We start from the raw sequence: 19,640 nt of genomic DNA on the forward strand, positions 1-19,640 counted from the left end.
GGCACGCAGGTTTCCAACGGCGCCCAATATTCCTTGAAAAACTACACCGTAACCGACTGTCCTGGCTGGCTCAGGCGGTGAAACTGAATGCCTTGCTCCGCAAAATGCGGCTCGTAGGTGTCGTAGCGCTGCTCCACAAAAAAGTCTTTCGCGTAGCCGTCGTGCACGGGTAGGATTTGCTGCGGCTCTAGCTGCCGGGCAAACTCGGCTACCCGTAGCTCGGTGAGGAAGGGCGCCATCACAGGCAAGATCAGCAGCTCTACCCGCTTGAACTTTTGCAGAATAGGAGAGAAAGAATCGGCGGGGTTCAGCACTTTGCCGTTGATGAAAAAGGCCAGCATCTGAGGCAACTCGCTGTCCAGAATAGGCTCGTGGGGCACACTCACGGCTTCCAGCTGAAAGGCGCCTACCTGCAAAGAACCTTCCACCACCACTTGCACCTTCAGGCCGTAGGGCTTCAACTGATCGGCTACTTCCGGCGTCGATAGCACTGCGGCACCACTTAGGCGCACGATTTCCTGGAGCGCTTTTACGTCGAGGTGGTCGGGGTGTTGGTGGGTGATGACGACGGTAGACACATTCTTAAACGTATCGGGCGTTACTGCCCCGTCGGCAAACGTGAACGTGCCAGGGTCAAAGAGCAACTGCTCGCCATCTTGCTCCAACAGCAAACAGGAGTGGATGTATTTTGTGATTTTCATAGCGTAGGATGTAGATAAGGAGTGGCGAGATGCCTCACCACTAGACTTTTTATAAAGTCTTGGACCGACCAACGCGCCGGATTTGCGTTATTTTGCTTGTTCAATAGCTGGCAGCACCTCTACTTTCTACCCAGTCGTATCCTCTTTGGTTGTCCGCTGCTATCGATTCTTATTTGCTTGCTATGCCGACACCTGACTCCGCTGCCTTCTCTACTGCCAACCTGCAGCCGACCTTCTCTGCCGACGATTTGCTGGTGGGCCTGCTGGAAGTTTCGCATACCTGCATTCTGCTGTTGAAGCCAGTGTGGGCCGAAAATGCTACCCTTGTTGACTTCGAGTTTGTGCTGCTCAATACCATGGCCCAGCAGATGCTCCAGCTCCCGGCGCAGCCCACGGGCACGCAGCTAGGCCTCTACCCACAGAGTCGCCTCAATGGCGTGTTCGACTTTTACTGCCGTACCTTTCTTACGCAGCAACCTGGAAAGCATCACCTTGATTATCAAATTAATACTACTACTCCCTTCTACCTCTCGGCGCGCCGGGCCGGCGAGGGACTACTGGTGAGCTTTAGCAATAGCGTAGCCTATAGCAGCACCAGCATTGAGGAGGCGCTGCGTGCAAGCCAGGCCCGCGAGCGGGCCGCCCTGGCCGATGCTGAAACCCAGCGCAGCCACCTGGAGCGGCTGTTTATGGAAGCCCCGGCCATGATTACCATTTTGGAGGGCCCCAACCATATTTTCAAACTGGTGAACCCCTTATACCAGCAACTGGTAGGACCGCGTGCCCTACTGGGCAAGCCCATTGCCCATGCCATGCCGGAGTTGCAGGGGCAGCCGATCTTTGATCTGCTCGACAAAGTGTACCAGACCGGTGAGCCGTTTCACGCCACTGAGATGCTAGTGCAGCTCGACCACGGCAACTCCGGCACGCTGGGGCACAACTACTACAACTTCATCTACCAGCCCACGCACAACCACAAGGGCGATATTGATGGTATTCAGGTATTTGCCTACGAGGTAACGGCACAGGTAGTGGCCCGCCTCCGCATCGAAGCCAGCGAGCAGCAGCAACGCGTTCTAAACGAAGAACTGGCGGCCGCCAACGAAGAATTGCAGGCCGCCAACGAAGAAATCAGATCCAACAACGACGCACTATTCAGCGCGCAGCTGGCATTGCGCCGCCTCAACCAGGAGCTGGAAAGCCGGGTGCAGCACCGCACCCGCGAACTACAGGCAGCCCAGGCCGAGGCCGAGCGGCAGCGCGCCCGTCTGGAGCGGCTGTTTATGCAGGCCCCCGGAGCCATCTGTATCCTGAATGGTCCCGAATTGGTATACGAGCTGGTAAACCCGGCCTATCAGCGGTTTTTTCCGGGACGCCGCCTGTTGGGCCTACCCATTTCGGAGGCCATTCCGGAGTTGACCCAGCAGTCTGTTTGGCAAATCTTGCAGCGCGTGTATCAGACGGGGGAGCCGTATGAAGGCAATGAATGGCTGATTCGGGCGGCGCGCACGGATGATGGGCCAATGGAAGATATCTATTTCAACTTCGTGTATCAGGCGCGTTACGGAGCCGACGGGACAATTGATGGCATTATGACATTTGCCTACGAGGTAACCGAACAGGTGGTAGCCCGCAACCACATTGACGAGGCTAACCGCGAGTTGAGCACCACCAACCAGCAACTCACCCGCATCAACCAAGACCTCGACAACTTTGTATACACGGCCTCGCACGACCTCAAGCAGCCGGTTAATAACATGGCGGGCATCTTTGAGGAGCTGAAGCGCACGGCCACCTTCCACGACCCCGATGCCCCGCTGCTGCTGGGTATGTTTGAGAGTGCCCTCACTCAGATTCATAATACTGTGGGAGGCTTGGCCGAAATTGTGCAGGTAGAGCGCTATCACGGCCAGCTCTCCACCGACACGGTGCAGCTGCTACCGCTCACGCAGGCCATTATCCAGAGCATGCACCACCAGGTAGCTGCCTCCGGCGCCGTGTTTGCCCTTGAGTTCGACGAGGTACCTACCCTCGATTTTGCCCAGCTCAGCCTGCAAAGCATCCTCTATAACCTGCTCAGCAACGCCCTGAAATATGCCCACCCCGACCGGCCGCCTCTCATTCGGGTAGCGACGGAACGTACGCCGGAAGGCATGCCCATATTGGTGGTGCAAGACAACGGCCTGGGCATGGACCTGGCCCGCTACGGCGCCGACCTGTTCCAGATGTTCCGCCGCTTCCACGACCACGTGCACGGCACCGGCGTGGGCCTCTACCTGGTAAACCGACTGGTAGAACAAGCCGGCGGCCGCATTGTAGTGGAAAGCACAGTAGGCGAGGGCACTACGTTCCGGGTGTATCTGGCAGGGAAGTGAATTGTGAAGGTGTGAATGCAAAACGGCTGTCATCCTGAGCGCAGCGAAGGACCTTCTCACGATAGAACAACAGGCGTAACAACGACTCGTTCCAGCGTGAGAAGGTCCTTCGCTGCGCTCAAGATGACAGAACGAAAACTCACAATTTCACAACTTCATAACCTCACCATTTTATGAATAAAGCTCAGCTTTTCAGCCACTTCCGGCACAATCACAAACGGGTAGGGGTCGTGCTGGCCCATGCTGCGGTTGAGGCTGTTCATGGCGAAGGTGAGGGGTAGCCACTGGCGCAGAATTTCGTCGAAATTCTGTAGCTGGTAGGGGTCTCGAATGGTGGCGCGCAGGTTGGCCTCGGTTTCGGCTTCTTGCGGGTTGATGCGCAGGCCGAAAGCGTGGGCGGTTTGCAGCGTGTCGGTGATGTGCAGGTAGTGCGCCCAGGTTTCGGCCCAGTCCTCCCAGGGGTGCATGGTGGCGTAGGCGCTGATGTAGTGCTGGGGCCAGTCGGTGGGGGCACCCTGGTCGTAGTGGCGTTGCAGGGCCTCGCCATAGTCCTGGCGCTCGTCGCCGAACAGGCGGCGGTACTCGGGCAGGTAGGATGAGTTGGCAATCAGCCGGTCCCAGTAATAATGGCCTACCTCGTGGCGGAAGTGGCCCAGCATGGTGCGGTACAGCTCCCCCATCGACTGCCGGGCCATTTCGCGCTCCACGTCGTCGGCCTCGGCTATATTTAAGGTGATAAGGCCGTTGGCGTGGCCGGTCATTACTTTTTCGCCCTGCTGGCCGTCGGGGTTTTCGTCGGCTTTAAAGTCGAATTGCAGGCCGGTTTCTGGCTCTACTCGCTTACTGACCACGGGCAGGCCCAGGCGCAGCAACGTGTACACCAGGCGGTGCTTGGCTGTTTCAATGGTGCGCCAGCGTGTGAGGTACTCGGGCTTGCTGAGGTTGGGAATGGTGTGGTTCAGGTCGCAGGCTTGGCAAAACGTATTGTCGCTGGTGGTGGGCACCAGCCAGTTGCACACGTCGTGCACGTGGTTGGCGCAGTAGCGGAAGGTGCCGAGGGTAGGCTGGCCGTACAGCTCGAAAATGCCGGGCTGCTGCTCCACCAGTGGGAACAGTTGGAGCTGGGCCGCATCGAAACCCAGCACGTAGCCACACTTTTCACAGTGGTTATTTTCGAAGTACAGCAGGTGCCCGCAGTGGGTACAATGGAAGAGGCGCATGAGGAGGGTAGGCAGCTTAAAGCGAGTTGGTTGCGGGTACCAGCGGACCAGGTTGGCCCTATCAAACGGAGAATCATCCGATAAGTTAAGGCGCCTTCCTATTTGCTAAATTCATGAAATTATTGACTCTTTCTTATAAATCTATCTTCCTTTAGTACGCTTCGTTAGCGGTTTTTCAGTAGTTTGCCGTACTACCTGAACTGTGGGTGCCCTTTCAGCTGATTGGCGACGCCCCGCTCCTACCGCCTACCTATTCTGTGTATGAAGGAAGACTCGCTACTCAAAGCCTACCAGGAACAGCCGCAGGTGTGGGACGAAATGTTCGGCGCCGACGGCATCCGGCCAGAATACACCCACTTTGTGACGGCCATCGAGAACCTACCCGCTTCCGAGATGACCCGCAAGGACGAGCTGGCCAAGAAGCTGTTTATGAGCCAGGGCATCACCTTCACGGTGTACAGCAGCGGCGAGGGCATCGAGAAGATTTTTCCGTTTGATATTATCCCGCGCATCATTCAGCATCGGGAGTGGCTGCATATTGAGGCCGGCATCAAGCAGCGCTTGCGGACGCTTAACATCTTCCTAAAGGACATTTATCACCAGCAGTTTATCCTGAAAGACGGGCTAATTCCGGCTTCGCTGGTGTACTCGTGTCCGCAGTTTTTGCGCGAGATGATGCACGTAGACGTGCCCCACGACATCTACACGCACATTGCGGGCGTGGATTTGATTCGGGACAACGACGGGCAGTTTTACGTGTTGGAAGACAACCTGCGCACGCCCTCGGGGGTGTCGTATATGTTGGAAAACCGCAGCATCACCTACCGCATTTTCCCCGATCTGCTGCCCAAAAACAACGTGCAGCCGGTGAAGGACTACCCCGACCTACTCTACCGCAACCTGCTGGCCCTCGCCGGCCGCCAGGACAGCGACGCCACGGTGGTGCTGCTCTCGCCGGGCATTTACAACTCGGCCTACTTCGAGCACAGCACGCTGGCCCGCCTCATGGGCATCCGGCTGGTAGAGGGCCGCGACCTGATTGTGCACAACCACTTTGTGTACATGAAAACCACCAAAGGTCTGCAACGCGTGGACGTGATTTACCGCCGCGTAGACGACGAGTTTCTGGACCCGCTGGCGTTCCGGCCCGATAGCGCCCTGGGCGTGTCGGGGCTGTACTGGGCGTATCGCAAGGGCAACGTGGCCATCGTGAATGCCATGGGCAACGGCGTGGCTGATGATAAGGCTGTGTACAGCTACGTACCTGAGATGATTCGGTACTACCTCAACGAGGAGCCGATTCTGAAGACCGTGCCTACCTACCAAATGGCCGACCCCGACCTGCGCCAGCTGGTGTTCAGCCAGATGGACCGCATGGTAATTAAGCGTACCAACGAGTCGGGTGGGTACGGCATGCTGATTGGCAGCGCGGCCACCCAGGAGCAGATGGACGATTTCCGCAAGGCTATTCTGGAAGACCCGCGCAGCTTCATCGCTCAGCCCATCATCAGCCTGTCGTCTACGCCGTGCTACCTCAACGGCGTGCTCCAGCCCCGCCGCGTCGACCTGCGCCCCTTCGCCCTCTACGGCCCTTCCGGCATCGACATCGTGCCCGGCGGCCTTACTAGGGTAGCGTTGCAGGAAGGCTCTCTCGTCGTGAACTCCTCCCAGGGCGGCGGCAGCAAAGACACGTGGGTGCTTGGTGAGTAGGATTTGGCTGTTAGCTTTCCTTCAACTCCTGCCACACTACTTTTTCAAATACGAGCTAGCAGCTAACAGCTTACAATATTATGCTTAGTCGCGTTGCGGATACGATTTACTGGCTGGCGCGCTACATGGAGCGCACGCAGTCGATGCTTCAGGTGATTCGCACGAATTACATTGCCTCTCAAAACGAAATCTATGATTTCAATTGGCGGCCGTTTTTGCAGCTCTACGGTGACCTTACGCCCGACGAGCTGGCGCAGCTGGATGGCCACTCTACCCCCATTCTGACGCACCTGGTGTTGGACCGCAACAACGGCGCCTCGGCTTACCGCAACATTTTGCAGGGCCGCGAGAATGCCCGCGCCGTGCAGGACCACATCACCAAGGAAGTGTGGCAGTCGCTCAACGACTTTTACCACGTTATCCGCGACCCGGAGGTAGGGCAGCAAATCACCCACGAAGACCCCATTTCGGGCCTGGATACGCTGCTGCGGCAGGCGCTGCTCTATGCCGGCACCGTGCAGCACACCATGCCCCGCGACGAGGGCTATGCCTACCTGGGCATCGGCAAGTGCCTGGAACGTGCCATCCAGACCACCGATATTCTGCGCGTGCGGTGGGCCACCGTGAAGGAGCACGCCGTGCACCCACTCGATGCGCCGGCCCTGCGCTATCTGCTGTACTCGCTGGTGGGCTACGAGCAGTATATCAAAACGTATAAGGGCACGTTTAATACCGATAACGTGCTGCAATTCATTGTCTACAACACGCAGTTTCCGCACGCGCTGCTCTACAGCCTCGATCAGTTGGCGTATTACTTCGGCCGCCTGCAACCCGAGAGCCTCCCCGAAAGCCACGCGCACGTTGCGTTTCTGATTGGCAAAGTGCGCACGGCCGTGCGCTACAGCCGCCTCTCGGCCCAAGAGCCCGAGCAGCTCACCAGCTTCCTGCTGCAAACCCGCCAGCAACTGCTGGACGTAGCCAGCGCGCTGAACACGTCGTACTTTGGGTATAACTAAATCTACTTAAGCCACTCGAAAAAGTCTGTCATCCTGAGCGGAGCGAAGGACCTTCTCACGTGAGAACGAGTCGTTGTTTCGATTGCCGTTCAACGTGAGAAGGTCCTTCGCTCCACTCAGGATGACAGACTTTCTACTTCCTACCCTCCTATCCCTACCCCAATGCCCGCCTATACCATCAAGCACCGCACCCGCTACGCCTACGCTGCACCGGTTATTGACTGCGCCAACCAAGTGATGGTGTACCCCCTACCCGACGACCGGCTGGAGGTAAAGAAGCACGAGTTGGTTATCTCACACGCCCCGGAAGTGGAGGTGTTCACCGATTACTTCGGCAACCAGGTCGGTGTGTTTTCGGTGATTGCCCCGCACTCGGAGCTGCTGATTGACTCGCTGGCGGAAGTGGTGACGCACCCCATCCAGTTTCCGATGGACGAGCAGCCGGCCGCTGAGCAGTGGCAGCACCTGCGCGCCCTACGCGGCGACGCCGAGTTCTTCGACTTCCTCACCCGGGAGCCCTCAGCCGCTACCGAAGCCATTCGCGCTACCCTCGACGCCGTGGTGAACCGCACGGAGAAGCCGCTGAAAAATGCCTTGGTGCTGTCGGAATACGTCTACGACCACTTTGCCTATCAGCAGGGCGTGACCAACGTGGAAACGCCCACCGAAGAAATCTGGCGGCTACAAGCTGGTGTCTGTCAGGATTTTGCGCATATTTTGTTGTTTATGCTGCGCCTCTACGACATTCCGGCGCGCTACGTGAGCGGCTACATCTGCCCCAAAGACGAGGGCGTGCGCGGCACCGGCGCCACCCACGCCTGGGTGGAGGCCTACATTCCGTTCTACGGCTGGCTCGGCCTCGACCCTACCAACAACTGCATCGTGAATGATGGCCACGTGCGCATGGCCATCGGCCGCAATTTCATGGACTGCACCCCTGTGAAGGGCACCTACAAAGGCACCAGCGCCCACCGCCTGGAGGTGTCTGTGCACATCGAAAACGGCACGCCTCTGGCTGCCCCTACCCCCGTTGAGCCTATCTACATGCAGGAGGTAGCTGCGCCTATATCCCCCGTCAACTCCTACCGCAAGTATCTGGATTTGCAGCAACAGCAACAGCAACAGCAACAGCAACAGCAACAACAGTAGCAAAGGGGCTAATAACCAGAACGTCATGCTGAGCGCGGGCGCAGCCGTAGCCGAAGCATCTCTACCGTGAGTAATTCCTGCCGATTAGGATTACCATTGCGATAGAGATGCTTCGACTACGGCTGCGCCTACGCTCAGCATGACGTTCTTTTTTTTCGCCGTTCTGGTGACAGGCGCTTTCCCTACCCGCTAGAAATGCTTGAAGCCTTGCGCTTGCAGGGGCACTGCCTGGCCAGCTTTGGTGATGAGGTTTGCACCTTCGCTCTGGGGCACCATGTGGCCGATGATGGTGATATCGGGGTGGTTTTTGATTTTGTCGTGGTCGGCGAGGGGCACCGTGAAGAGTAGCTCGTAGTCTTCGCCGCCGTTGAGCATGCACATAATAGGGTCGAGGTTGAACTCCTCAGCCACTTCCAGGGTAGGGTTGGCAATGGGTAAGTTTTCGGTGAAGATGCGCGCCCCTACCCCGCTGGCCTGACACAGGTGCAGCGTTTCGGAGGCCAGCCCGTCCGAAATATCAATCATGCTGGTAGGCGTGATGCCCAGCTCGCGCAGCTCGTAGATGACGTCCATACGGGCCTCGGGCCGGAGCTGGCGCTGCACCACGTAGCTATATTTTTCCAGCTCCGGCTGGAAGTCCGGGTCGGCTTGCCAGGCTTGCTTTTCGCGTTCTAGTACTTGCAGGCCTAGCAGGGCGCCGCCCAGGTCGCCAGTTACGCAGAGCAGGTCGTTGGACTGGGCACCGCTGCGGCGCACGGCCTGGCCCTGGGCTACCTGGCCCAACACTGTTACGCTGATGGTGAGGCCGCCGCGGCTGGCGGTGGTGTCGCCGCCCACTAGGTCTACGTTGTAGGCCTCGCAGGCTAGGCGCATACCTTCGTACAGTTCTTCAATGGCCTCCACGGAGTAGCGCGCGCCCACGGCAATACCTACTACAATCTGGGTAGGCGTGGCATTCATGGCTGCCACGTCCGACACGTTCACGGCCACAGCCTTATAACCCACGTGCTTCAAGGGGCAAAACGTGAGGTCGAAATGCACGCCTTCTACCAGCAGATCGGTGCTGATAACAGTATCCTGCCCGGCGGCAGGGCTCAGAATGGCCGCATCATCGCCGATGCCGAGCGTAGTGCTGGACTGACGTAGGGTAATGGTTTGCTGGAGGCGGTTGATCAGGCCGAACTCGCCGAGGGCATTCAAGGGGGTAACAGAACTCATAGGAAGCAGGGGCTTAGGAAGGTAGGGCGCGGCCGGCCGGGCAAGTTATTACCCGACCGGCCAGCGCGCCGGCAAAGGTAGCCACAACACGCGGCCTGGCCAGTGTGTTTCCTTCTACGCAATGGCCGGCACCGGTGGCGCCCCGTGCCCTACCCTATTCTAATCCGGCCACCAACTCGCGCCACGCGTCCTGCTCCGGAATACCCGGCTTGCGCTTCCCGAAAAACAGCAGCAGGTTGTTGCCCTGCGCATCAAACAGCTCCAGTGAGGTCACAATGCCGTCGGTGGTAGGCTTTTGCACCACCCAGCTTTCGGCCACATCCTCGGCTTTGAGGTGCAGGTTGAAATCGGGGTCGAGCACGTTCAGCCACGGCCCCATGGGCACAATGCGGTGCACCGGGCCGGTATGAATCTGAATGCAGCCGCGGCTACCCACGAATAGCATGATGGGCAGTTGTTGATCGGCAGCAGTTCGTAGGGCCTTATCCACCGCATCGTTGCCTACCTGGCGCACCAACTCGGGCGGCCCCAGGCGCAGGGCCTGCGTGCGCGTCACGCCGAATTTGCGCAGCAGCCCAAAAAACGCGTGCGTATCGGGCAGCGCCCGCCACGCCGCCCGAAAGCCTTCCACGTCGATGGTCTCGTCGGCGGCCTCGGCGGCGGGGGTAGGCGCGGGCTCTACCGTCACGTCTGGCGACTGGTTTTCGGCTGTAAACTGGGTCACTAGCTCGTCGTAGGCAGCACCATTACTGTCTTCGAGGAGGTAGATTTTGTGCACGGCCTCGCCGTCGTTGGCAAAAAACTGAAGGCTGCGGCGGCCGTCCTCGCTCACCGCGAAACCATGCTGCCAGTGCATCAGAAACAGGCGCAGATCGATGTCTTCGCCCAGCACCAGACCCATGGGGCCATTTATCGATACGTCGAGGTAGGGACCTTTGCGCTCGTGTACCACGCTGTTGTTGCGGGTGAGGGCCATCACGCGGCCTAGGGTAGGCACTTGCTGGAGAATGTTCGAAAACTCGGCGCGCAGGCGCGTTACGGGCGCGTCGGGCTGGCCGGTGCACTGGGTCGCCAGCAGCTCCATTTCGCTCACGCCCAGGTCGTCGGCAGCATTGCGAATGCGGCTTTTGGGATTCTGATGGCGGTACTCGGCCCAGCGTTGGGCGAGGGTTTGGGTTGGTATAGTGGCGGTTGACATAAGGAATGGTGAAGTTGTGAGTTTGTGAAGTTGTGAAGTATCGGCCTTTCCTGATTCGTGTGTCATCCTGAGCGGAGCGAAGGACCTTCTCACGGCAGCACGACTAAGCGAACTAACGATTCGTTCATACATGAAAAGCTCCTTCGCAAGCGCAGGATGACAGACTAAGACAGGGCTCATCCCTACCTTACCAATTCACCGTAGGGCACGGCACAATAAGTGGGCAATTATGATGCGGGTGCGGCACGAGCTGCACAGGTAAGTCGAAGCCGGCGAGGATGTTGGCGGCCGTTAGCACTTCGGCAGGCGGACCGTAGGCTAGCGGCTGCCCTTGGTGCAATAGCAATACCTGGTCGGCAAATTGCGCGGCTAGGTTCAGGTCGTGTAGCACAGCTACTACCCCGAAGCCCTTGCCTACCAGCTCGCGGGCAACGGCCAGGGTGCGGTGCTGGTGGTGCAGGTCGAGGCCGGTGAGAGGCTCGTCGAGGAGCAAGTAGCCGGGGTCGGCCTCCCACACCTGGGCCAGCACCCGCGCCAACTGCACCCGCTGCTGCTCCCCACCTGAGAGCGTGGGGTAGCTGCGCTGGGCCATGTCGGTTAGGCCTACCATCGCCAGCGCCGCCCGCACCACAAAGTGGTCGTGGGCGCTAGGCTGCCCCCGGAAACGTGGGTAGCGGCCCATCATCACCAGTTCCTCCACCGAGAAAGCCAGCGCCAGCGTGTGCTGCTGCGTGAGTACCGCACGGTGCCGCGCCAGCTCGCCCGGCAGCTGACTTGCCAAGGGCTGTCCCCGAAACGAGACACTGCCGCCGCTGGGTAGCAAGTCGCCGCTGAGTAGGCGCAGCAGGGTAGATTTGCCCGCCCCATTGGCTCCTAGTATCACCATCAATTCGCCGGGGCGGGCGCGGAAGGAAACCTGTTGCAGCAGGATCTTCCTCCCGATTTGATAGCTTATATGTTGTACGTCGAACATGGGTAGGAATTTCAAAAATTGACGTTAACTAAGTCTATAACACTTGTATATTATAATGATTATCAACCAGTAACAGGACGTTATTTTTACTAACTAGTGCACGATGTAGAGACGCATATTTGCGTCTCGTCGTCCGCGCCGCATGGCCGAAATCGTTCAACGACGAGACGCAAGTATGCGTCTCTACATCGTGCAACAACCAATGCTAAAACAGCCGGCGCTTTTCGCGAAGCAGAATCACAATGAAAGCCGGCGTGCCCAGCAGGGCCGTTAGGATACCGATGGGCAGCTCGGTGGGAGCCGCTACGGTGCGCGCCAGCGTATCGGCCAGCGTGAGTACCGCCGCGCCGCCCAGCGCCGAGCCCAGCAGCACGCCCCGGTGGTCGGGGCCGGCCACCAAGCGGACCAAGTGCGGCACCACCAGTCCCAGAAAACCAATGGCACCCGCCACCGCCACCGACGTACCCACGGCCAGGGTGCTGAGCACGATGAGCTGACGCTTGAGCGAAGCTACTGGCAGGCCCAAGTGGGCGGCCGGGCCTTCGCCCAATGCCAGCAGGTTCAGCTGTTTGCCTAAGCGGGGCAGCCACAGCAACGGCACCACCAGAAAAGGTAGGATACTCAGGATAATCGGCCACGAGGCGCCGCCCAAGCTGCCTAGCCCCCAAAACGTGATGCTGCGCAGTTGAGCATCGGTGGCCACGTAGGTGAGCAGGCCGGTGACGGCGCCCGCCAACGCGTTGATGGCAATGCCCGCCAGCAGCATGGTACTGACCACGGCCCTACCCCCTTCCTTCGAGAGCTGATACACAACCAGCGTGGTGCCACACGCGCCCACAAACGCCGCTACCGGCAGCAGATATAGCCCCAGCCACTCGCCTGCTGTCTGAAACAGTGTGGCTTGCAGCACAATGGTAGCCACCGCTGCCAACGACGCCCCCGCCGATACGCCAATTAGCCCCGGATCGGCCAGGGGGTTGCGGAACAGGCCTTGCATAGCCGCTCCTGCCAATCCCAGGCTAGCGCCTACCAGCACACCCAAACAAGCTCGCGGCAGCCGGATAGCCCACAGCACAGCCTCTTGTTGCGGCTCAAAACCAAGCGTTGTCGACATGCCCAGCTTCGCCAGGAAGATACCGAGCAGCGCCGTTGGGGCAATGCGCATGGCTCCGGCTCCTACACTTATTACCACAGCCGCTACCAGTAGCACCGCCGCGGCTAGCAGCATCAATCGGCGGCGGGTAGCCGTGCTGGTGCGGGTAGGCACGGTAGATACAGACGGAGCAGTGAGGGTAGGCATAAGAAAGGGTAGTAAGTGGAGTTGTTCTGGTATGGGCCTCACCCCGGCCCCCTTTTCGGAGAGGAGCCGGGGGGTGAGGCCCACACCAGAACAATGGCATCTATTTCGTCAAACGAGCCAGTTCGGCGGCAGCCTGGCCCAGGCGCGGCCCGAAGCCCGTGAGCAATTGGCCGTCCATCTCGATGATGTGACCGGTGCGGCCGGCGGTGGTTTGGGCCACGCCGGGCACTTGCAGCAGGCCCGCTTTGCCGCCCAGGCTCTCCAGGCCACTATCGAACAGCAGCAGGTAGTCGGGATTGGCGGCCACCAGGGCTTCGGCAGTGAGGGGCTTGAAGTCAGAGAAGCCAACGGCCGCATTTTGCCCACCGGCCAACTGAATCACCTTTTCCACCGAGGTGCCCTGCCCGGCCACCATCATGGTGCCTGTGCCGCGGGCGTACACAAACAGCACTTTGGGCGCTTTCGTGGGCTTTTGCACCTTCGTGAGGTCGGCGTCGAGCTTCTTGGTGAGAGCCGGCACTTGGGCCGTGGCGCCTAATAGAGAGGCGACCTCTTGCACCAGCTTCTTCGTGCCGGCCACCGAATACTCCTGCTTGAATAGCTGCACCGACACCCCCGCCGAGCGCAATTGCGCGGCTACTTCCGGCTTTATCGACTCCGTAGTACCCAGTACCAGGGTAGGGCGCAAGGCCAGCACACCTTCGGCCGAGATGCTGCGCGTGTGCCCTACCTTGGGCAATGTAGCCAGCGTGGCGGGGTAGGTGCTGGTCACGTCCACGCCCACCAAATCGGCTTGGTGGCCCAGGTCGCACACCATTTCGCTGATGGTGCCGCTCAGCGACACGATACGGGCGGGCGCGGCGGCCTGCCCCGGTTTGGTAGCGGCCAGCAGCAGAAGTAAGAAGAGCAGCTTCAAGATTTGCTTGGGCATAAAGGGTAGGGCTGATTGGTTGATGATTAAGTTGTGCCGGCACCAGGCAGGTAGGGTTAGCGCTCCATATCGCCGCGCCTACCCACCCAGACCGGACTTTATTTCAGGTTGCGCGAGCCGTCGGGCTGGTACATATAGCGGAAGGTGTAGCAGCCGCTGGGGCTGGCAGCGGTAGGCGTGGCGGGCGCGTCTTTGTAGTAGCTCACCACTTCCATCTTAGCATATTTGCCATCGGCAGTTTGCAGCATGATGACTTTGCCAGCAATGGGCGTAATAAGGTGCGTGGTAGAGTTGTAGCTGTACCAGCCATTGCCCGAGCCCGTCGGAATGGCCTTGCCGGTGTTGGTATCCTGCTTGTACCCCGTGGCGGGCGCTTCGGTGATTTCCGTAAACAGCCCATCCACCACCTGAGCGCTACCCTTGCCAGGGCCACTGGTGCCGCCGTTTACCAGAATAGTGGTACTGCGCACGGCAATGTCCCACTTCGTGGAAGCCGAGTCGGTGTAGGACACTTCTTTGCCAGTAGCCAGACTGTAGAAGGCGTAGTGCTTGGGCGTGGCGGGCTGGCCGGTGCTGGTGGTACCACCAGCGGCAGGCATTAGGTTGCTGGCGGTTTTCACTTCCAGCGCAGGCGCCACGGCATTGGTATCGTCTGAGTCGTCGGAGCAGGCGGCCAGGCTCAGGGTGGCCGTAGTCAGTGTCAACAGGGCAAAACGGGAGAACAGAGCATTCATCAGAAAGCAGGGTATAGTGATTAGGAAAGAGAAATCGTTGAGATACCGTTACTTCGCCCCGATAGCCACCACCAGGCTGGCATAGTACTGGCGGCCCGGTAGCGTGCTGATGTTGGCCGGATCGGTGAAGTTGAGGACGTTGTCGAGGCCGGCCTGCACGGTGTAGCGCTGGCGCAGGGTTTTGCTGGCAGCCACGTTCCAGACCCAATAGCCGGTCACATACTCGTTGGCGGCGTCCAGTAGTTGGTTGCCGTTGCGGTCCTGCAAGCCGTAGCGCCCCCGGTAGATGCCGCGCAAGCTGGCCGAGTAGCCGCGCCGCATGTCCTGATAAAATAGCTTCACGTTGCCGGAGTGGCGCGAGCGGTTATACAGGCCGCCGTAGTCGCCCACAGGCACCCGCTCGGTGGCGAGGGTAGCCGGGTCGCGGCGGTAGACTTCGCCGGCTTTCAGACGTTCTACCACGTCCTTGTCCTTGGCAATCAGGTACTGATAACCACCGCTCAACGTGAGGCCCGGCAGCAGTGGGTAGCTGGCTTCCGCCTCCGCGCCCTGGGTATAGGCCCGGCTCACGTTGCGGTAAGAAAACACCGATTGTCCGTTGGTTTTTTGCGCCACGGCCGCCGTTTCAATCAGGTTTTCAAGGTCGTTGTGAAAGAAGTTTACCGTTAGGTTCAGCTTCTTACCCGGCGTGAGCTGCACGCCCACATTGTATGCGCGGGAGCTTTCGGCCGTGAGGCCGCTGGCTTGGTCGAGCAGCGTTTGGTTAATGAGCAGTTCGCCTGTAGCCGCGTCGCGGGCAATCTGGTTTTGCTGCGCCAGCTGCGCCACCTTCTCCCCTACCTGGTGCGTGCCAAACACGCTATACCCTACCACCGGATTGGAAAAGTTGAGGTAGAGCTGCCGAAAATCCGGCGCCCGAAAGCCCCTACCCGCCGAGCCGCGTACCGCCAGCCACGGCCGCACCTGGTAGCGTCCCGAAAGCTTGGGACTGAGCTGCCCCTGGTATTGGCTGTGCCCATCGTAGCGGGCACCGGCCACCAGGTTCAGGCCCGGCACCGGCGACCAGTCGTCCTGCACGAAGCCGTAGCCCGAGCGCATCCGTTGGCGCTGGTCGTAGCGGGTGGCTTCCACGGTTTCTGTGAGAAAGCCGCCGCCTACCGTAAGCAGGTGGCGCGGGTGCAATTGCCAGTCGAGCTGCACCTCGGGACGGGTGAAGGTCTGGTGGAAATAGCTGGCGTCGTAGGGCGCACCGGTGGCCGTGTAGGTGTAGTCTTCGCGGGTTCGGTAGCCGGCGTAGTAGAAGCGCGCCGTGCCAAAGAGCTTGTCGGAGAATGTGTGGGTTAGCACCGGATTCACGCTGTAATCCGTTTGCCGGCCCGCACTACGCACGTCGGCCGTAGCACCGTCTTCGCCCGTCACGGGCATGGTGCTTCGCTGATTTTCAAGAAAATACCTTCCCGACACACTCAGGTTCGTGCAATCCCCTACCTTGTAGGTGAGGCGCGACTGGCCTGTGTAGCTGGCAAAGGGCGGCACCGTGGCCGTGCCGCTTGCAGGTTGCAGGGTATAGCCTTGGGAGCTGTATCGGTTGCCGAAAACCGTAAGGCCCAGCCGCTCGCCTTTGGTATTGAACGTACCGCTCAAATCGGCGGTCTGGTTGGAGCCGTAGCGTAGGCGCACGTCGCCGCGGGTGCCGGGCTGGGGCTTTTGGGTGATGATGTTGACCACACCCGCCAGCGCCTCCGAGCCCCACAGCGCCGAGGCCGGCCCTTTCACTACCTCTATCCGCTCGATGTTGCCCACGGCCAGCCGCGACAACTCCAGCGTGCCGGCCGTGCGACCAATCAAGGGCTCACCGTCTACCAGAATCAGCGTGTACTCGGGGTTCAGGCCTTGCAGCTGCACGCCCCGGCCGTGGTCGGCCACTAGGGTAAGGCCGGTTTGCTCGCCCAGCACATCGTTGAGGCGCAACGAGCCCATAGCCTGAATCTGGGCCTTGCCTACCACTGTCACCGGAATCGGCACTTCGGTCAGGGACTTTTCGGTGCGGGTGGCTGTCACCACTACCTCATCCAAGGTGCGCCCCCGGAGCCGGACCGTGTCTGTTGGTGCTACCGGCCGCTGGGCCAACGTGGCCAGCGGGGTAATCAGCAAAAACAGGCAGAGACGAGTGCAGGGCATAAAGAAAGAAGCAGTTGCGAATGCGGGTTGGATTCTCGGGACTATTTCGGCGAATAGCCCCGATGGTCACCAAACCACTGTTTAGAAATATTCTAAACAGTGGTGCAAAAGTATGCTTCAAAATTTCACATGCAAGCCTTATTTAGATTTTATTTAAATAAACAAGTATCTAGCACATACAAAAGCCGGCCCGAAAGATCGAGCCGGCTAGGTAGTGCAGCGTAGCCTACAAGAGTGCTACGGCTACGGGCGTGTGTTTAACGAATCACGCTCTTCTATGGCGTCAATCAATTGACTGGCAGTAAATTCCTTACTCAGATTGATGTAGCCTGCAGGTGTAATACGGCGGCCATTGTTGGTAACGAAAGTAGGGCGCACGCGCATGGTCAGACGTACGGGCTGACGGTCACGGTCTGCAAAGCCCAACACTAGGTCGGCCAGAGCTTCACCCGACTCCTCCCTCAGGGCCTCGCGCAAATTACTTTCCACCGTGATGGGTGCCAGGGTAGTGCCACCGTTGGGCGCTACCTCAATCCGTTGCGTAGAGCGGCCTTTGGCTACCTGCTTACCGTCGATGAGGGCAATGTAATCCAGCTCATTCAGGGCAGCCATCTCAGCATTCGGATTGCGGATTTCCAGATTCACTAGCATGCGCAAGGGCAGGTTGCCGGCGGCATAGGCAGCGGCCAGACGGGCCTTGTCCACGGTGCTCAGGTCACTGAGCTGCCGGATCTGCATGATGTCGATGCCGGCCACGGTGGCTTGCTGCACCGATGCTAGGCGAATCTGGGCATTCTCGAATGCTTTGGCTTGCTGCACCTGTTCGGAGATGCCACAACCAGTGAAATGCAGAAGTAGAAGCAGGCCCAGGCCAGCTAGCAGGAAACGGTATTTGGTGGGGTGAGGTAGGGGCAGCATACAGGAGGAGAACAGGTGAGAGTTGACTAGCTATACCTGCTTCGGTTGGCGTGGGTTACTCTTCAGTTGTTTATCAGTTGCTTGGCGAAGGCTTCCACGACTATTACCTTCTACCTCTTTATCTACCCAGGAATACCTGCCAGATGCTGCGCCGGTTTGCAGAGTGGCCAGCAAGTCGCCTAAAAACACGCAACGCCCACCTGCGAAAGGTGGGCGTTGGCACAAACAGCAGTTTGTAAGTGGTTACAGCTTCGCCATTTCCTCGCGCACGAAGTCAGCCAGACTACGCAGATATTCCGTGCTGAAATCGAAACGAATACCGGCAGCCTCGTAGATTTCTCCAATGGGCGCGGTGTAGCCGAGCGCCAGAGCGCGCTTATACGCGTCTAGTCCCTGCTGCGCGTCCTGGCGGTAGTTACGCCATACGGCAATGGCGCCCAACTGGGCCATAGCGTACTCGATGTAGTAGAACGGCACTTCGTAGAGGTGTAGCTGCTTCTGCCAGAGGTAGGGCTTGTAGTCATCCAGGCCCTTCCAGCTCACGGTGCGCTGGTTGAACTCGTCGAATATCTCCGTCCAACGCTGGTGCCGCTCGGTCACGGTGTGCTGGGGGTGCTCGTACACCCAGTGTTGAAACTTGTCGATAGTGGCTACCCAGGGGAAGGTTTCCAGCACGCCTTCGAGGTGGGTGCGCTTGGCGCGCCGTAGCTCGTCGGGGTTCGGGAAAAACTCGTCCCAATAGTCCATGCTCATCAGCTCCATGCTCATCGAGGCCAGCTCGGCCACTTCGGATGGTGGGTGCTTGTCGGCGGAGAGGGGTAGGCGGCGCGTGAGGAAGGAGTGCACGGCGTGGCCGCCCTCGTGCAAGAGCGTCACCACATCGCGCAGGGATGCGGTGGCGTTCATGAAGATGAACGGCACCCCGGTTTCGTCCAGTGGGTAGTTGTAGCCGCCCGGCGCCTTGCCCTTGCGCGACTCCAAATCGAGGTGGCCCATCTGGCGCATGGTGCGCAGGCATTCGCCCAAGAAGGGGTCGAGGCGCTGAAACACGGTGATGGTTTTTTCCAGCAGCTCTTCGCCCGTTTCGAACGGCCGCAGCGGCGCTTTGCCGGAAGTATCCACGTCCAAGTCCCAGGGGCTCAACTCGGGTAGGCCCAGGTCTTGCCGGCGCTCCAGGTCGAGGTCGTCGATGAAGGGCACCACGGTTTCGCGGATGGCGCGGTGGAAGTCGAAGCAATCCTCGGCGGTGTAGTCGAAGCGACCCAGCGCGGCAAACATGTAATCGCGGAAGTTGGCAAAACCGGCGTTGCGGGCCATCTGGTCGCGCAGGGTCACCAGCTCCGTGAAGAGTTGGTCGAGGGCCTGGGCATCCTGCAAGCGTCGCTCTTGAATGGCGCGGTAGGCGGTTTCGCGCACCGAACGGTCGGTGTTTTTGAGATTATCGGCGGCGCGGGGTAGGGTCACTTCCTTGCCGTCCAGCGTTACCGTCATGGCCCCTACCGTGGCCGCGTACTGCTGCTGCTTGGTGCTGATTTCCGTTTTCAGCGGAATGTTCTCGGCGCGGTAGATCTCCAGCGCCTGCCGCACCGAGCGGATGAATACACGGTAGCGGTCTTGGTCCAGCTCCGGCAGGTAGGGCGAGGACATGAGCTTTTCGTTGAGGGCGTGGTCGTAGGGCGCGGCCTGCGGCTCCACCTCATTCACGAAAAACTGAAACGCCTCGGCCCGCTCCTGGCTCTGCGTGTCCGATGTCATGCGGATGTAGCGCCACGCCAGGTCCTCACTCAGCACCGATTCCAGCTCCGAGCGGTCGAGCAGCCAGTTTTCCAACTCAGTTGCCGAGTCGATAGTTCGGTCACGCAACTCTTCAAAATAGGCCTGCAAAGAGGCCCAGTCGGTTACCACAAACGACTCGGGCAAGTAGCGGCGCGCAGGACGCTGCATATCAGTAGCCAGCTCAGTAGCCGACACGGGAGCAAGATTCATATAATTCGGCATCTATCGTTTTTAGGGAGG

At 59.4% G+C, this 19,640-nt stretch carries 15 protein-coding genes; 4 read left to right on the forward strand and 11 right to left on the reverse strand.

Annotation, left to right across the window (positions count from 1 at the left end; all coding sequences use genetic code 11):
- Positions 1-41 precede the first annotated feature (41 nt).
- On the reverse strand, positions 42-701 hold the full coding sequence (locus tag J4D97_RS07675; protein ID WP_208307065.1) for an MBL fold metallo-hydrolase: 660 nt from the start codon (positions 699-701) through the stop codon (positions 42-44).
- Between the two features lie 182 nt (positions 702-883).
- Here J4D97_RS07675 and J4D97_RS07680 point away from each other — a divergent pair, with 182 nt between their 5' ends.
- Positions 884-3,076, forward strand: coding sequence for a PAS domain-containing sensor histidine kinase (locus J4D97_RS07680; RefSeq protein ID WP_208307066.1), 2,193 nt, complete (start codon positions 884-886; stop codon positions 3,074-3,076).
- Between the two features lie 155 nt (positions 3,077-3,231).
- On the opposite strand, the gene J4D97_RS07685 is transcribed toward J4D97_RS07680, so the two are convergent.
- Complete coding sequence (locus J4D97_RS07685; RefSeq protein ID WP_208307067.1) at positions 3,232-4,296, reverse strand: zinc-binding metallopeptidase family protein; 1,065 nt, start codon at positions 4,294-4,296, stop codon at positions 3,232-3,234.
- Positions 4,297-4,557: 261 nt separating this feature from the next.
- Here J4D97_RS07685 and J4D97_RS07690 point away from each other — a divergent pair, with 261 nt between their 5' ends.
- From J4D97_RS07690 to J4D97_RS07700, 3 genes are all read left to right on the forward strand, one after another.
- Positions 4,558-6,006, forward strand: a complete 1,449-nt coding sequence (locus J4D97_RS07690; RefSeq protein ID WP_208307068.1) for a circularly permuted type 2 ATP-grasp protein — start codon at positions 4,558-4,560, stop codon at positions 6,004-6,006.
- A gap of 80 nt (positions 6,007-6,086) precedes the next feature.
- Entirely contained in the window at positions 6,087-7,022 is a 936-nt protein-coding gene (locus J4D97_RS07695; RefSeq protein WP_208307069.1) for an alpha-E domain-containing protein, read from the forward strand.
- A gap of 162 nt (positions 7,023-7,184) precedes the next feature.
- Positions 7,185-8,171 carry a transglutaminase family protein gene (locus J4D97_RS07700; protein WP_208307070.1) on the forward strand — a complete coding sequence of 329 codons (987 nt, stop codon included), beginning with the start codon at positions 7,185-7,187 and terminating at the stop codon, positions 8,169-8,171.
- Positions 8,172-8,360: 189 nt separating this feature from the next.
- Here the strand turns inward: J4D97_RS07700 and thiL are convergent, their stop codons facing one another.
- From thiL to J4D97_RS07745, 9 genes are all read right to left on the reverse strand, one after another.
- Complete coding sequence (gene thiL, locus J4D97_RS07705; RefSeq protein ID WP_208307071.1) at positions 8,361-9,389, reverse strand: thiamine-phosphate kinase; 1,029 nt, start codon at positions 9,387-9,389, stop codon at positions 8,361-8,363.
- A gap of 154 nt (positions 9,390-9,543) precedes the next feature.
- On the reverse strand, positions 9,544-10,587 hold the full coding sequence (locus tag J4D97_RS07710) for a hemin-degrading factor (RefSeq protein ID WP_208307072.1): 1,044 nt from the start codon (positions 10,585-10,587) through the stop codon (positions 9,544-9,546).
- A 187-nt stretch (positions 10,588-10,774) separates the two neighbouring features.
- The gene (locus J4D97_RS07715; RefSeq protein ID WP_208307073.1) at positions 10,775-11,560 is read right to left on the reverse strand and encodes a heme ABC transporter ATP-binding protein; all 786 of its coding nucleotides are present in this window, start codon (positions 11,558-11,560) and stop codon (positions 10,775-10,777) included.
- A 205-nt stretch (positions 11,561-11,765) separates the two neighbouring features.
- Positions 11,766-12,860: a FecCD family ABC transporter permease gene (locus J4D97_RS07720; protein ID WP_208307074.1), complete on the reverse strand. Its 1,095-nt coding sequence runs from the start codon at positions 12,858-12,860 to the stop codon at positions 11,766-11,768.
- Between the two features lie 100 nt (positions 12,861-12,960).
- On the reverse strand, positions 12,961-13,791 hold the full coding sequence (locus J4D97_RS07725; protein ID WP_208307075.1) for a heme/hemin ABC transporter substrate-binding protein: 831 nt from the start codon (positions 13,789-13,791) through the stop codon (positions 12,961-12,963).
- A gap of 98 nt (positions 13,792-13,889) precedes the next feature.
- Complete coding sequence (locus tag J4D97_RS07730) at positions 13,890-14,525, reverse strand: HmuY family protein (RefSeq protein WP_208307076.1); 636 nt, start codon at positions 14,523-14,525, stop codon at positions 13,890-13,892.
- Positions 14,526-14,573: 48 nt separating this feature from the next.
- Entirely contained in the window at positions 14,574-16,706 is a 2,133-nt protein-coding gene (locus J4D97_RS07735; protein WP_208307077.1) for a TonB-dependent receptor plug domain-containing protein, read from the reverse strand.
- Positions 16,707-16,949: 243 nt separating this feature from the next.
- A complete protein-coding gene (locus tag J4D97_RS07740; RefSeq protein WP_208307078.1) occupies positions 16,950-17,624 on the reverse strand; it encodes an LEA type 2 family protein in 675 nt (224 codons plus the stop codon).
- A gap of 243 nt (positions 17,625-17,867) precedes the next feature.
- Positions 17,868-19,610 carry a M3 family oligoendopeptidase gene (locus tag J4D97_RS07745; protein WP_208307079.1) on the reverse strand — a complete coding sequence of 581 codons (1,743 nt, stop codon included), beginning with the start codon at positions 19,608-19,610 and terminating at the stop codon, positions 17,868-17,870.
- Positions 19,611-19,640 lie beyond the last annotated feature (30 nt).

The sequence above is a fragment of the Hymenobacter defluvii genome, from assembly GCF_017589435.1.
Classification (GTDB): Bacteria; Bacteroidota; Bacteroidia; order Cytophagales; family Hymenobacteraceae; genus Hymenobacter; species Hymenobacter profundi.